Source organism: Bradyrhizobium sp. AUGA SZCCT0169 (genome assembly GCF_018130085.1).
In the GTDB taxonomy this organism is placed as follows: Bacteria; Pseudomonadota; Alphaproteobacteria; order Rhizobiales; family Xanthobacteraceae; genus Bradyrhizobium.
In genome coordinates this window covers 15,713-29,194 of sequence record NZ_JAFCMC010000030.1, presented here as the reverse complement: position 1 = coordinate 29,194, position 13,482 = coordinate 15,713, and the positions used below count along the sequence as shown (strand labels likewise).

Annotated in this window: 13 protein-coding genes; 7 read left to right on the top strand and 6 right to left on the bottom strand. The window is 63.0% G+C overall.

Annotated features, from left to right (window positions below; translation table 11 throughout):
* Window positions 1–133: 133 nt before the first annotated feature.
* Both JQ609_RS26350 and JQ609_RS26345 read left to right on the top strand, forming a co-directional pair.
* Window positions 134–880, top strand: a complete 747-nt coding sequence (locus JQ609_RS26350; RefSeq protein WP_312014897.1) for a polysaccharide biosynthesis/export family protein — start codon at window positions 134–136, stop codon at window positions 878–880.
* 183 nt (window positions 881–1,063) lie between these two features.
* Complete coding sequence (locus JQ609_RS26345; RefSeq protein WP_212275770.1) at window positions 1,064–2,071, top strand: tripartite tricarboxylate transporter substrate binding protein; 1,008 nt, start codon at window positions 1,064–1,066, stop codon at window positions 2,069–2,071.
* A gap of 197 nt (window positions 2,072–2,268) precedes the next feature.
* Here JQ609_RS26345 and JQ609_RS26340 read toward each other — a convergent pair whose 3' ends face one another.
* The 3 genes from JQ609_RS26340 to JQ609_RS26330 all read right to left on the bottom strand — a co-directional run bounded on the left by JQ609_RS26340 (window position 2,269) and on the right by JQ609_RS26330 (window position 4,142).
* Entirely contained in the window at window positions 2,269–2,940 is a 672-nt protein-coding gene (locus JQ609_RS26340; RefSeq protein ID WP_212275768.1) for a dienelactone hydrolase family protein, read from the bottom strand.
* Window positions 2,941–3,015: 75 nt separating this feature from the next.
* Window positions 3,016–3,357 carry a hypothetical protein gene (locus JQ609_RS26335; RefSeq protein ID WP_212209915.1) on the bottom strand — a complete coding sequence of 114 codons (342 nt, stop codon included), beginning with the start codon at window positions 3,355–3,357 and terminating at the stop codon, window positions 3,016–3,018.
* Window positions 3,354–4,142 carry an alpha/beta fold hydrolase gene (locus JQ609_RS26330; protein WP_212275766.1) on the bottom strand — a complete coding sequence of 263 codons (789 nt, stop codon included), beginning with the start codon at window positions 4,140–4,142 and terminating at the stop codon, window positions 3,354–3,356. The genes JQ609_RS26335 and JQ609_RS26330 overlap by 4 nt, the downstream gene beginning before the upstream one ends.
* A gap of 74 nt (window positions 4,143–4,216) precedes the next feature.
* Here JQ609_RS26330 and JQ609_RS26325 point away from each other — a divergent pair, with 74 nt between their 5' ends.
* The 4 genes from JQ609_RS26325 (at window position 4,217) to JQ609_RS26310 (ending at window position 7,974) form a co-directional block, all read left to right on the top strand.
* Window positions 4,217–4,375, top strand: coding sequence for a hypothetical protein (locus JQ609_RS26325; RefSeq protein ID WP_212275764.1), 159 nt, complete (start codon window positions 4,217–4,219; stop codon window positions 4,373–4,375).
* Between the two features lie 81 nt (window positions 4,376–4,456).
* Window positions 4,457–4,948 carry a (2Fe-2S)-binding protein gene (locus JQ609_RS26320; protein ID WP_212209912.1) on the top strand — a complete coding sequence of 164 codons (492 nt, stop codon included), beginning with the start codon at window positions 4,457–4,459 and terminating at the stop codon, window positions 4,946–4,948.
* Window positions 4,945–7,251 (top strand): molybdopterin cofactor-binding domain-containing protein, encoded by a 2,307-nt coding sequence (locus tag JQ609_RS26315; RefSeq protein ID WP_212275762.1) that lies wholly within the window; start codon window positions 4,945–4,947, stop codon window positions 7,249–7,251. The genes JQ609_RS26320 and JQ609_RS26315 overlap by 4 nt, the downstream gene beginning before the upstream one ends.
* Before the next feature lie 195 nt (window positions 7,252–7,446).
* Window positions 7,447–7,974, top strand: coding sequence for an REP-associated tyrosine transposase (locus JQ609_RS26310; protein WP_212275761.1), 528 nt, complete (start codon window positions 7,447–7,449; stop codon window positions 7,972–7,974).
* Between the two features lie 141 nt (window positions 7,975–8,115).
* On the opposite strand, the gene JQ609_RS26305 is transcribed toward JQ609_RS26310, so the two are convergent.
* Both JQ609_RS26305 and JQ609_RS26300 read right to left on the bottom strand, forming a co-directional pair.
* On the bottom strand, window positions 8,116–8,769 hold the full coding sequence (locus JQ609_RS26305; RefSeq protein WP_249128446.1) for an alpha/beta fold hydrolase: 654 nt from the start codon (window positions 8,767–8,769) through the stop codon (window positions 8,116–8,118).
* A gap of 147 nt (window positions 8,770–8,916) precedes the next feature.
* Window positions 8,917–9,705: an MOSC domain-containing protein gene (locus JQ609_RS26300; RefSeq protein WP_212209909.1), complete on the bottom strand. Its 789-nt coding sequence runs from the start codon at window positions 9,703–9,705 to the stop codon at window positions 8,917–8,919.
* Window positions 9,706–10,619: 914 nt separating this feature from the next.
* Between JQ609_RS26300 and JQ609_RS26295 the strand changes: the two genes are divergently transcribed.
* Window positions 10,620–11,717 carry an HD-GYP domain-containing protein gene (locus JQ609_RS26295; RefSeq protein ID WP_212275757.1) on the top strand — a complete coding sequence of 366 codons (1,098 nt, stop codon included), beginning with the start codon at window positions 10,620–10,622 and terminating at the stop codon, window positions 11,715–11,717.
* Between the two features lie 102 nt (window positions 11,718–11,819).
* On the opposite strand, the gene JQ609_RS26290 is transcribed toward JQ609_RS26295, so the two are convergent.
* Window positions 11,820–13,400 carry an AMP-binding protein gene (locus JQ609_RS26290; protein WP_212275755.1) on the bottom strand — a complete coding sequence of 527 codons (1,581 nt, stop codon included), beginning with the start codon at window positions 13,398–13,400 and terminating at the stop codon, window positions 11,820–11,822.
* Window positions 13,401–13,482 lie beyond the last annotated feature (82 nt).

Below are 13,482 nucleotides of genomic sequence, written 5' to 3'. Positions count from 1 at the left end.
TGGATTGCTTCGCTGCGCTCGCAATGACGGTGGTCTGCTCGCTGTGTTCCGTTGAGGACCCCACCCCAAAAAAACGTTTTGTTAACCATAACCGGTGCAAGACTAGAGCTGTCTCGCTTTGAGGGATGCTCCGGTGCGAGTTGCGCGCGCGTTTCAATTTTCGATCGCTGCGATGATGGCCGCGCTCGCTCTGTCGGGGTGCATGCGCACGGCCGGACCCGTCGCGGTCGCGCCGCAAGCCGATCTCGACGCCATGACCTATGGCGCGGCGCCGGCGCCGGTCGCCGTCGTGGACAATAGCGGCGGCGGCGCCATCAGCGCGATGCGCGCGTCCTTTGCCAGAACGCCGCGTCCGGTTTACGCGCCCGCGCCCGTGGTTGTCGCAGCGCCCGTCGCCTATGCCGAACCGGTCCGCTATGACACGTCGTATCATCTCGATGCCGGCGACAGGCTGCGCGTCGTGGTCTACGGCCAGGAAGGCCTCACCAATACCTACGCGATCGATGCCGGCGGCTCGATCACGATTCCGCTGATCGGCTCGGTGCCGGCGCGCGGCCGCACGCCCGCCGGTCTCGCGGCCGAGATCGCAGCCAAGCTGCGCGCCGGCTTCATCCGTGATCCCTCCGTTGCGGTCGAGATCGAAGCCTACCGTCCGTTCTTCATCCTCGGCGAAGTGGCGGCGCCCGGACAATATCCTTACGTGCCCAACATGACCGTCGAGAGCGCGGTGGCGATTGCCGGCGGTTTCTCGCCCCGCGCGCGGCGCGACCGGGTCACGGTCACGCACACCGACGCTTCGGGAACCGCGCGCTACATCGTTCCGCCCGGCACCTCGATCAGCCCGGGCGATACGGTGCTGGTCGGCGAGCGCTGGTTCTAGCCGCAAATCTAAGGGCGGTGCTGGTCGAAAAATTCCGTGCAGCGGCATTGTCATGGCCGGCTGTGGTGAATCAGCGCATTCGGCGTCAGGCGCCGGATCGGAACTTGCCTCTCACAGGCCGGCGGCCTATGCCGCCGTCAACGCAATCCAGCGAAATCAACCTATCAATCACTTGGAGAAAAGATGAGCATCCGGCTGCCAATCAAGCTCGTGCGCACCGCCATTTCAGCTGCCATGATCGCAGGCATTGCGATGACGGCGGTGTGCGTGTCCGCCGATCAAGCGGCGGCGCAGTCCTATCCGGAGCGGCGCATAACCTTCGTGGTGCCGTATCCCGCGGGCGGAGCCACCGACGTTTCGGCGCGCCTCCTCGCCAACAAACTGTCGGAAGCGTGGAAGCAGCCTGTCGTCGTCGAAAACAAGTCGGGCGGCGGCGGTGTGGTCGGCAATGATTACGTCGCCAAGGCGCAGCCCGATGGCTACACCGTGCTGGTCGCCATCACCCAGATCATCCAGGCGCCGAGCCTGGTTGCGAAACTGCCCTACGACGTCTTCAAGGATCTCGCGCCGGTGACCCAGGTCGGGCTCTCGACGATCGTGCTGACGGTCCCCGAGGCGCAGCCGATCAAGACGGTCAAGGAACTGATCGATCACGCCAAGGCGAACCCCGGCAAGGTGCCATACGGCTCGTTCGGCAACGCGACGACGTCACATCTCTACGGCGAACTCCTGAAGAAGAACACGGGCATCGACATGACCCATGTTCCCTATCGTGGCGCGGCGCCGCTGGTGAACGATCTGCTCAACAACACGGTGACCGCAGGCTTCGTCGACCTGACCACGGCCGGCCCGCAAATCCAGGCAGGCAAGGTCCGGGCGCTGGCGGTCGGCGGCGAAAAGCGCAGGACCCAACTGCCGAACGTGCCGACGCTCGCCGAACTCGGTTTCCCGGGCTTTGAGGCCGAAGGCTGGGTCGGTGTCTTCGTGCCAGCTGCAACGCCCAAGGACATCGTCACGAAACTGTCCGCGGAATTGGCCCGCATCATCGCATCCCCCGAGGGAGTAGCAGGGCTCGAGACGGTCAGCCTGATGCCGGTCGGCGGTTCGGCGGAAACCTTCGCAGCCACCCTGCGCCGCGACTCCGCGCGCTGGGCGGATGTCGTGAAAGCCACCGGCGTCAAGGGCGAGTAAGGCGGGCGAGAGCGCGGCTACAATTCATCCGTCGTCCCGGCCTTGAGCCGGGACCCATACGCCGCGGCCTATCGGTGAGATCGCCGGCGTTAGAGACCTTCCGCAACAACGGACATCACGGAGTATGGGTCCCCCGATGCGCAATTGCGCATCTGCGCTCAAGGCCGGGACGACAGTGGAGTATGACGACTTTGTCGTCACTTCAAATGCCTGGCAAAGAAATCGAGGCTGCGCGGCCAGGCGATGTCGGCGCTGGTCTTGTCGTAGCTGGCCCGCTCGTCGCAGTGAAAGCCGTGCTGTGCGCCGGGATAGACATAGACTTCGACGTCGGGCCGCTTGGTCCTGATGGTCTCGACGTCGGTCAAGGGAATGCCGGCGTCCTTTTCACCGAAATGCAATTGCGTCGGCACTTTCGGCATGTCGTCGGCGAAGCGGACGACGGCGCCGCCGTAATAGCCGACCGCGGCCGATAGCCCCGTCAGTTTGGTCGCGGCGGCGAAGGCGATGCTGCCGCCGAGGCAGAAGCCGATGATGCCGACCGGACCCACGCTCTTGACCGCATCGATCGCAGCCTGGCTGTCGAGCAGCATCGCCGCCCAATCCGGATTGGCAACGAACTTTCGCGCGTTCGCGACTTCGTCCGGCGAGTAGCCGCTCTGGAAATTGGGCGTGATGCGGTCGAAGATCGACGGTGCGATCGCGACATAGCCGGCGCTCGCGAGGCGATCGCACACCGAACGAATGTGGTGATTGACGCCAAAGATCTCCTGGATCACCACGATGGCCGCCTTGGGCGCGCCCGCCGGATCGGCGCGATAGCCGCCGAGTTTGAAACCGTCCGAAGCCGTCAGTGTAATATCCTGTCCCACGTTTCAATCCTTTTTGTTGAAGGGTTGCTTTTCGTTGAAGTGGTTGCACGAAGCCTGTTGCAGGGAAGGCGGCGGTTATTGCCACATCCAGTTGTGACCCCAGTCGCCCTTCCAGCCCGCCAGCCGGCCTTTGCGGAATTGCAGATAGAGCCGGTGCTTGCTGGGAAACAAGCCGCTGCCGCCGAGATCGCGGAACGTGAGGAACACCTCATTGCCCGGCCGACCCTTGACGTAATTGAGCGGGGTGCCAAGCGCGCGTTCGGCTTCCATCGCATCCATGCCGAACTCCAATGGTATGGTGTTCGACAGGGTTTCGGTGAACGGGGGCGGGTAGGGGCCGCCGAACGGCGGCAGCTTCTGCGCGAGCGCGGGTGCGGCGCTGGCGACGAGAAGCAGAGCCGCGGCAATGGCCTTCATGACGCGGCCCTCGCGCTCGCCTTTACATCGAGACCACCGAGGAACGGCAGCACCGCTTCGATAAAAGCCTGCGGCTGATCGATGTTCACGGCGTGGCCGGCGGCCGGAACCACCACCTTCTTCGCGCCGGGAATTTTTGCCGCCATGTAATCGGACGCGGCCAGGAACGGCGTGTCGTCGGCGCCGACCACGACCAGCGACGGCACCTTGATGTCGGGCAGCGATTCGATCACGCGCGCGTCGCGCTGGATCAGCATGCCGCGCGCGGCCCGTGCCAGTCCCGACGCGTCGCGATGGCTGACGCCGGAGCGTTCGCGGCTGGCGGATTTCAGAACGTCCAGTCCATCGCGCTCGAAACGGTCGCCGGTGTCATGGGCGCGCCTGTTCCAGACCTCGCGCGCATCGTCCTTCTTGAAGCCGGGTCCGGTGTCGATGATCAGCAGCGCCCGCACACGCTCCGGGTAGCTGCGATAGAACGCCAGCGACATGTAGCCGCCAAGCGACAGCCCGCCGATGATGGCCTTGTCGGCGCCGACTTCGTCGAGCAATGCCGCCATGTCGGCCACCGTCAGCGCTTCGCTGTAGGCTGCGGGATCATCGGGATAATCCGACTGGCCGTGGCCGCGCATGTCCCACAACACGAGTTTGTGATGTTTCGACAGCGCCTCGATCTGGCCCTGCCACATCCCGGAGGTCGAGGAATAACCGTGGGTCAACAGCAGCGGTGGGCCGCTGCCATGCACCTCGTAATAGATGTCGACGCCGCCACGGTTGATCTTCGGCATTGCGATTTTCCCAAAACAATCATGCGTAATTTCGGCATCCTAGCGCGATCCGTCAGCGGTTGGGAAATGCGGAAATGGCGGACCGTGCCCACGCCGCGGGCATTCCAAATCAATGGCACGCGCAAGACCTTGCCGCAGCGCACAACCAGATTTTTCAAAATTTTATTCCCTTCGAACGATTCCAAATTGCATTGCCTCTAATTCCGATCGGTATCATTCTGCGCGCCGACTGACATCGACCCGGTGGGTGTCAGCAAATGCCCAACAGTGAGTTGCCGCCGTAAGCGGCTTCCAACACCGGAAGGGGAGCGCAAATGCCAAATCTGAATATCAACGGGCGGAATATGTCCGTCGAGGCGGCGAACGATACGCCGCTGCTATGGGTCATTCGCGAACAATTGCAAATGACCGGTACGAAATTCGGATGCGGCGCCGGCCTCTGTGGCGCCTGCACGATTCACGTCAACGGCGAAGCCGTCAGGTCCTGCCAGACTCCGGTCAGCGAGGCCGTCGGCAAGAAGATCACCACCATCGAAGGCCTCAGCCCCAAGAGCGATCATCCGCTGCAGAAGGCCTGGATCATCGAGCAGGTTCCGCAATGCGGCTACTGCCAGTCCGGCCAGATCATGCAGGCGGCTTCGCTGCTGTCCAAGAATTCCAATCCGACCAAGGAAGAAGTGGTTGCGCATATGGACGGCAATCTGTGCCGCTGCATGACCTATTCCCGCATCCAGAAGGCGATTCTGCGCGCCGCCGCCGACATGCGCACCGCGTCCAGCGCCGGCACCGAGCGGAGGCCAACATGAACACGCACGTGAAAAAGATCGCACAGGAAAAATTGGACCGCGAACCGGCCGACCTCAGCCGCCGCTCCTTCCTCGTCGGCACCGCCGCAGCAGGTCTCGCGCTCGGGTACTCCGCTGTCCCCGGCCTTCTCGGCGCCGATCAGGCGCTGGCGGCCCCGGCCAAGTTCGATCCCAGCGTCTGGTACTCGATCGGACCCGATGGCCTGGTCACCGTGACGTGCGGCAAGGCCGATATGGGCCAGCACATCGCTTCCACCATGGCGCAGATCGTTGCCGAAGAGCTCGGCTCGTCCTGGAAGGACATGCGGGTTCAGCTCGCCTCCAACGATCCGAAGTTCAACGATCCCGTTCTGGGCGCGCAGATCACCGGCGGCAGCTGGTCGACCATGATGAACTTCGATGCGATGAGCCGCGCGGGCGCCGCGGGGCGGATCGCGCTGACGCAGGCGGCGGCCACGATCATGGGCGTTCCCGCCGGCGAACTGGTGGTGCGCGATTCCACCGTGTCGCATCCGAAGTCGAAGAAGTCGATGAGTTTTGCCGACATCGTCAAGAGCGGTAAAATTACAAAAACCTTTACGCCGGACGAACTCAAGGCGATCAAGCTCAAGACCCCCGATCAATACACCATGGTCGGCGTTTCCGTTCCGCAGCTCGACATCCCGCCGAAGAGCAACGGCACGGCCAAATACGGCATCGACGTCAATTTGCCGGGCATGGTCTACGGCGCTGTCGTGACCCCGCCGGTGCGTTTTGGCGCCACAGTGAAATCGGTTGATGATTCCGCAGCCAAGAAAGTGCCGGGCTTCATCAAGGCGGTGACGCTCGACGACAAGACCGGCAGCACGACGGGCTGGGTGGTGGCGGTCGCCAACACCTATGCCAATGCGAAGAAAGCCGCAGGAGCGCTGAAGATCGCCTATGACAATGGTCCGAACGCCAAGCTGTCGAGCGAGTCATTGCTCGAGGAGGCGAAGCGGCTGCAGAAGCTGGATGATTCCGGGCAGTTCTTCGTCAAGGACGGCGATACCGCGGCGGCCTTCGGGACGGCGGCGAAAGTGCTGGAGGCCGAGTACACCACCAGCATCAACATCCATGCGCCGCTCGAGCCGATGAACGCCACCGCGGAGTTCAAGGGCGACATCCTGAATATCTATTCCGGCAATCAGTTCGCGACGCGCTCCGGCGCGATCGCGGCGGGCGCCGCCGGTATAGATCCAAAGTTCGTCGTGATGCACCAGATGTGGCTGGGCGGCGGCTTCGGCCGGCGTCTCGACGCCGACATGATGGTGCCCGCGGTGCAGGCGGCGAAGGCCGTCGGCAAGCCGGTCAAGGTGATCTACTCCCGCGAAAACGACATGACCATGGACTATTCGCGCCCCCTGACCTTCCAGAAGGTCAAGGCGGGCCTCGATGGTGACGGCAAGCTGATCGCGCTCAATCACGACGTGGTCAGTGCGTGGCCGACCCAGCGCTGGGGCATCCCCGATTTCCTGTCGCCCTCGGTCGACAAGAAGGGGCCGCTGGATGCGTTCACCGTGAACGGCGCGGATTTCTTCTATTCCGTGCCCAATCACAATGTGCGCGCCATCAAGAACGAGATGGCGCACAACGCCACCCCGTCGGGGCAGCTGCGGTCGGTCGCGCCGGGTTGGACCTTCTGGGCGGTCGAAAGCATGATCGACGAACTCGCCCACGCCGCCGGCAAGGATCCCGCCGAGTACCGGATCTCCCTGCTCGACGGCAAAGGCAAGAACGATGGTGGCGCGCAGCGTCTGCGCAGCACCCTGCTCGCGGCGATGGGCATGGCCGGCTACGGCACCGTCAAACTGCCGAAAGGTGAAGGCATGGGCGTGGCCTGCGTGTCGTCGCAGGAACGGGCGACGGCCAGCTGGACCGCCTGTGTGGCCCATGTCGCGGTCTCGCCAAGCGGCGAGGTCAAGGTCAAGAAACTGACCGTGGCCACCGACGTCGGCATGCAGGTGCATCCCGACAACATCCGCGCCCAGGTCGAGGGTGCGGCGCTGTGGGGCCTTTCGCTCGCCATGTATGAGAAGGCGACGCTGAAGGATGGCGGTATCGAGCAGACCAACTTCGATACCTACACGCCGCTGCGGATGAGCCAGGTGCCGGAAGTTGCCGTCAACGTCATCGCCAACGGCGAAAAGCCGACCGGCGTCGGCGAGCCGGCGGTGACCGTGATCGCACCAGCATTGGGCAACGCCATCTTCAACGCCTGCGGCGCCCGCATCCGCGCGCTGCCGATCACGGCGGAGGCGGTCAAGGCGAGCATGAAGGCGTAAGGGCGCCTAAGGTTATGCAGCATCAACGATCCGCCGGAGATTTCTCCGGCGGATTTTTTTTTGGGAGACCTTCGTAGGGCGGGTTCTCTTTAACCCGCCATCTCGCAATCGGGCGGCGGGTTAAAGAGAACCCGCCCTACGTAATCCCGCCGCCTTGGCCGCAACGCAACTCCGACATGTGCTATCCTTTGCCCTATGCCAAATTATCGTCGCGCGTTCGTTCCAGGCGGCTGCTGGTTCTTTACGGTCAACCTGTTGGAGCGGCAGAAATCCCTGCTCGTCGAGCATATCGAGAGCTTGCGCGACGCCGTTGCGGCAACGCGTATGGGTCATCCGTTCACGATCGATGCCTTCGTCGTGTTGCCCGATCATGTGCATGCGGTCTGGACGCTGCCGCCCGGTGATCATGACTTCTCCACCCGCTGGCGTCTGATCAAGAGCCGTTTCGCGCGGGCATTGCCGAAGCAGGAGCGGCTCAGCGCTGTTCGAGTCGCGCGCAACGAACGTGGCCAACGCAGATTTTGGGAGCACCTTATTCGCGACGAAGCTGATTATGCGCGCCACGTCGAGTATTGTTACATCAATCCGCTCAAGCACGGCCTCGTCACGCGCGTGCGCGATTGGCCGCATTCCTCGTTTCATCGCGATGTTGGCGCCGGATTGTTTCCGGAGGATTGGGCTGGGGATGGCGAGACGAGCGGGGACTTCGGCGAACGACGGTGATCGCACCACGGTTGGCCATAGACCTTCGTAGGGCGGGTTCTCTTTAACCCGCCGCTCGATTTGCGAGATGGCGGGTTAAAGAGAACCCGCCCTACGCAGTGACTAAGCTTCCGCCTTGGATGGATTGCACGCACTGCTCGTTCAAACCTGAGCCAGCAATATCTCGGCCAAAGCCTCGGGCTGCAGCCGCGCTACATTGTGCCCGCAATCGAGGGCAAAGGTCGACCACTCCGGCTCGCCGCTCAAGCGTTGATAAAGGTCGAGGAACGGACTGCCCTCCCAGCCATGCGCCCCGACGAAGGTCTTGCGCGGCACTTCGCGCCAGCGTCCGCTGAGATTGATGGATTGCAGAAACGTCCCCATCGGATGCGGCCGGCATCGCGGGTCAAGGGTGGGAGGCGGCGCGCAGTTTAGTCCGTCGGCCCTCGCGCCCGCGACGAAGAGATCGCGAAAACGCGGCGTCGTCAGCGACCAGACGGAGTCGCCGGTGTCAGGCACATAGGCGTCCACATAGACCAGCGCCCGGATTTGCGATGGCGCAGCATCGGCCGCGCCGCTCACGACCATCCCGCCGTAGGATTGCCCAACAAGGACCACGTCGCCCTGCTGCGACTTCACGGCACTGACGACCTCACCAATGTGGGTTTCAAGATTGGCCATCGGGGCGGGAGCATCGCCGAGCCCTGAAAGCGTGATCGGCAAGGCTTTGTGCCCGTGCGCGGCAAGTATCTCGGCCACCTGTTGGTAGACCCAGCCGCCCTGCCAGCCTCCGGGGATCAGGATAAAGGTGGCCATATGATTCATTCCTGACGTTGATGCCTGCGAAACTTCGGCATCTCTTTGGCCGAAATCAAGACCACGTGCCTATTGGCTGGAACTGGGCGGATTCCCTTTAATCCGCCATCTCGCATCGATCAGCGGTTGAAGAGAACTACGCCGTGATTAATCCTCAACAACGATCTCGTCACCCGGTCGAACCAGACCCTCCACCAGCACAGCGGCGTAGACGCCGGCTCTGTTGTCATGGTTCTTGGCGACATATTGCAAAATCTCGGAGTTCTCTTCGAGCGACTCCGGATCGATGTTGATCATGCGGCAACGGATGTCGCGCTCCAGAATGTGGACCGTCAGTTTCGGACCGATCCGCAGCCGCCGGCCGACGAAGGCGTCTTCGGCGAAGCTTTCGCCGGAGTTGAGATCGACATAGAGGTTTTCGCGAAAGCGGCGCTTGTCGAGCCTCAGGCCCACTGCGCGGCCAATGCCGTCGATCGTCCGGGTCGCAAGCAACGACAGCGGCCGGCAATCCGTAATCGCGCGATCGGACCGTCGCATCGTCAGAGTGCCCGGCGACGATTCGTCGGTCAGCGCGCCGAGCAATCTGTCATCATCAACCCCAAAAATTTCTCCCGACGGTGCCGCGACATCGACGGCCAGATCCTCAAGGCCCGGAAAAAGCGGGGTGATGCCAGGTCCGCGCGCCTCGGCCTCGGCAAGGTTGCTCGGCAGCACCGAACGCGCCGGCTCGCGGAAAAACGGACGATACAGCAGCATATCCGGGCGAGCCCGTGCCGTCAGATACGGAAATGCCGTGGGCGCGGCCGAGTTGTGGACCGCGTAGAGGCGGTCGCCCAAAACTCCGGAGAAGCTGACATAGGCTTCCGGCAGCATTTCGCCGCGCATGCTCTTCACAGGATAGCGCCAAACGCTTTCGATCCGACCAACAACATTCATCCAAATCGACCACGGCTGATTGCATTATCTTCCACCGTAGTTTCCTTCCGGATGAATTGCAAAACCCCGATTGAGTCGCCTTGCGCGCATGCGCAATCTTGCGGTTTCGGCTGCGACAAATCAACCCGACGGGCAAATCACTTGCGATTTACAGAAATCGTGTCAAGCCAAAAATTTCCGTAAATCAAAAATGTTTCTGTTGTCGCCCGACCCAAATCAGTGCGCATCTATCGCCATCCCGTCCCACTCAGAGGGGCGTCGGCCGTCGTCATGACGAGGGGCGGGGATGCGGTGGACGCTGAGGTTGCGATTGACGGTCGCGGCTGATGCGTACGGTGAAAGCGTGTGGTCCTGGCGCCCGTAACGGCGTCAAGCTGCGCAATGGCTCACGCCCTGCGCAGTGACGGTGGCAATAGAGGCCGTCTCACCGGGGAGAGCGCGTCATAAGCCGTAAAGCCATTGCGCAGGGAATGTCGGATGCTCTCCGCTGCCCTGTATGCTCATGTGCAGCATTCTTATGCACAATCGCACATGAGACCGCGGGTGCAGCGCGCATCCGGCATTCCCTGCGCCCTCTGATTTTGGGGGTAAGGATTTTCTGGCAAAGCTCGGGCGCCATGCGCCGCGAGATCGTAGCCACATATTCAGTGTCATCGCCCGGCTTGACCGGGCGACCCAGTATTCCAGAGGCGCTGATAATAGAGCCGAGAAGCCGCGGCGTACTGGGTCCCCCGCTTTCGCGGAGGACGACAGTTGTGTGGAGCGGCGGCCCGCGATCAGGCAACAACCGCGAATGGAATCCCTAAAATTCTAACAATCCTGATCAATCAACATTCACGATACGTCTTAAGCCACAGGGAACTCCTTATCCGGTAGCTTGGCGAACGGTCATCACCGCAAGGCCCTGGGGTCCTATGACAGCATTAACCAACAAGACTCCGTCCAAGCGCCGGCTGCTGCTGGCGTCGGATCGGAGCGATCAAAGCAGCGAACTGGCCGGCATTCTGCAGTCGGTCGGCCAGGTGGACATGATCGCCACCACGGATATTCCCGACGCGCCGGCGCGCGATCTCTCCGGCATCGTGGTCGATATCAATTTGCGCTCGGCCGAGAGCGTGCAGATGGTGCGCAACAAGCTGCGCACCGAGGCCTATCGCGAAATGCCGCGGCTGTTCGTGCTGGCGGATGCGCTGCATCACGGCTCGATGCAGGCCTGGGCGCTCGGCGCCACCGACACCATCGCGCGCCCGTTCGACGCGCAAGGCATCCTGCAGCGCATCCGGGCCGCGTTCCCGGACGACAGTTCCTACAACGAGACCGACCGCGGCAAGGCGCTGAACCGCGGTGTCGAAGCCGCGCACGGCGTCATGGTCAGGATTTTCAACGGCATGCGGGCCGGCGAGCCGCTGAAATACAGCGACATCGTGCAGGCCGAAAACAAGATTCTGAAAGCCATCAAGCACACCTCGCTGCGTGAATGGCTGACGACGGTCGGCTGCCACCACACCGACAGCTATCGGCACTGCCTGTTCGTCACCGGCTTTGCGGTCGCCTTCGCGCAGCACCTTGGCATGCGCGAGGACGACCAGCGCCGTCTCGCCCGCGCCGCGCTGTTGCACGACGTCGGCAAGGCGTTCATCCCGGTCGCGATCCTCGACAAGCCGGATCCGCTGACGCCGGAGGAAATGCACGAGATGCGCCAGCATCCGCGCCGCGGCTATGACGCGTTGGCGGCGCAAGGCGGTTTTCCGCCGGAAATGCTCGACGTGGTGCTGCACCACCATGAATTCCTCGACGGCACCGGCTATCCCGACGGCCTCTCCGGCAAGGAGATCAGCGACATCGTGCGCCTGACGACGATCGTGGACATCTACGCCGCCCTGGTCGAGAAGCGCGCCTACCGGCTGCAATTCACCCACGTCAAGGCGTTCAGGGTGATGGAAGAGATGGGCGACAAGCTCGACCAGCATTTGCTGCAGGCCTTCCGCCCGATCGCGTTCGGGTATGGCTAGGCTCTCCGCGTCATTACGAGCGCAGCGAAGCAATCCATCTCAGCGTGAACGGAAGTATGGATTGCTTCGCTACGCTCGCAATGACGAAGAAGACAGCCGCGCTCACTCCAGCAACTTCCGCAATTCCGCCTTCGCCACCTTCTCCAGCGTCGAGCGCGGCATCTCGTCGACAAAAATTATCTCGCGCGGCACCTTGAAGTCGGCCAGCGCATTGCGACAGGCCGCCATCACCTTGTCCTGCAGTTCGGCCGGCGCGGCCGCGACGCCCTCCAGCGGAATGATGAACACGACCGGCACCTCGTCCAGCATCGGATGCTTCTTCGCCACCACCGCGGCCTCGCGCACGCCCGGCACCAGCGCGACCACCTGTTCGATCTCGGACGCCGCGACATTCTCGCCGCCGACCTTCAGCATGTCCTTGGCGCGATCGCCGAACTTGATGAAGCCGTTGTCCAGCAGCGTGACGCGGTCGCCGGTGATGAAATAGCCGTGCTCGTCGAAGCTCTCGCGGGTGGCCTTGTCGTTGTGCAGGTATTCGGCGAACAGCGACAGGCCGGGAATGCCCTTGATCAGGAGATTGCCGGTGTCGCCGACTTGGGTTGGTGAACCGTCGTCATCGGTAATGCGGATCTCGTATTCCGGCGCGGCGCGGCCGATCGACATCGGCGTGTTGGGCTGGTCCACCTCGCCGACGATGCCGTGGGTGATGGTTTCGGTCATGCCCCACCAGCCGATGGTCTTGACGCCGAAGGCGGCGAAAGGCGGCGGATCGTTCACCGCGGTGCCCCAGAGCCGGAATTTGTGATGCTTCGGGATCTCGTGCTCGAGCAACGCCTTCAAGCAGAACGGGATCGTCGAGGTCCAGGTGCAGCCATGTTCCAGCGCGACGTTCCAGAACCGGCTTGCGGAAAATCGCGGCTGGATCACGCAGGACGCGCCGACCCACAGCGTTGCGAGCATCGAATACGCCAGCGCGTTGGTGTGAAACAGCGGCAGGTAGGTCTGGTGCACGTCGCTCTGATGCAAATCCTCATGGGCGGCGTTGATCTTGCCGCCCCACAGCGCGTTGGCGTGGGTCCACAGCACTGCCTTCGGGCGCGACGTGGTGCCGGAGGTATATTGCACGCTGCACGGCGCAAACGGGTCGGCGGCGCGGCGCGGCCGGTCGGCGCTGTCGGCAAACAACGATTCGAAACTGTCGCCGCGTGCGGCGCCCTGCGCGGGCACCGCGCCGGCGTCGTGCGAGATCACGGCGATCCAGCGCAGATCGCGGCAATGGGCCGAAATCAATTCGGCATAGGACGGTTGGGTGATCGCGGCGACCGCGCCGCAATGGCCGGCGAAATATTCCATTTCGGCGGCGGCCGAACGGGTGTTGGTGGTGACGGCGATGGCGCCGAGTTCGACGCAGGCGAACCACGCCAGCATCGCCTCGATGCAATTGTCGAGATGAACAAGCACATAGTCGCCGGGCTTGATGCCGCGCTTGACCAGGCCCGCCGCCAGCGCGCCGACGCGTTCGTGAAATTCGCCGTAGGACCAGCTCCGCGCCGGAGCCTCGAACGGCGCCCAGATCAGAAACGGATGATCGCGGCGGCTCTCGGCCCGCATCCCCAGCAGCCACGGCACGTCGAGGCCGGCGAACGGTCCGACGACGCCTGGAGCGGCTTGTGAAATGGGCATATGTCCTCCCGGTGCAGCTTCGAGAGCCGCCTTGGTTATTGCTTGGGAGTAGTTCTGCCATCGGATGGCGCGGCGCGCAAAT

What these genes read in the sequence shown, in the direction of transcription:
- JQ609_RS26345 (WP_212275770.1), top strand. Translation starts at nt 1,064, where the DNA reads ATGAGCATCCGGCTGCCAATCAAGCTCGTGCGCACCGCCATTTCAGCT.
- JQ609_RS26335 (WP_212209915.1), bottom strand. Translation starts at nt 3,357, where the DNA reads ATGAAGGCCATTGCCGCGGCTCTGCTTCTCGTCGCCAGCGCCGCACCC.
- JQ609_RS26330 (WP_212275766.1), bottom strand. Translation starts at nt 4,142, where the DNA reads ATGCCGAAGATCAACCGTGGCGGCGTCGACATCTATTACGAGGTGCAT.
- JQ609_RS26325 (WP_212275764.1), top strand. Translation starts at nt 4,217, where the DNA reads ATGGCGGACCGTGCCCACGCCGCGGGCATTCCAAATCAATGGCACGCG.
- JQ609_RS26320 (WP_212209912.1), top strand. Translation starts at nt 4,457, where the DNA reads ATGCCAAATCTGAATATCAACGGGCGGAATATGTCCGTCGAGGCGGCG.
- JQ609_RS26315 (WP_212275762.1), top strand. Translation starts at nt 4,945, where the DNA reads ATGAACACGCACGTGAAAAAGATCGCACAGGAAAAATTGGACCGCGAA.
- JQ609_RS26310 (WP_212275761.1), top strand. Translation starts at nt 7,447, where the DNA reads ATGCCAAATTATCGTCGCGCGTTCGTTCCAGGCGGCTGCTGGTTCTTT.
- JQ609_RS26305 (WP_249128446.1), bottom strand. Translation starts at nt 8,769, where the DNA reads ATGGCCACCTTTATCCTGATCCCCGGAGGCTGGCAGGGCGGCTGGGTC.
- JQ609_RS26300 (WP_212209909.1), bottom strand. Translation starts at nt 9,705, where the DNA reads ATGAATGTTGTTGGTCGGATCGAAAGCGTTTGGCGCTATCCTGTGAAG.
- JQ609_RS26295 (WP_212275757.1), top strand. Translation starts at nt 10,620, where the DNA reads ATGACAGCATTAACCAACAAGACTCCGTCCAAGCGCCGGCTGCTGCTG.
- JQ609_RS26290 (WP_212275755.1), bottom strand. Translation starts at nt 13,400, where the DNA reads ATGCCCATTTCACAAGCCGCTCCAGGCGTCGTCGGACCGTTCGCCGGC.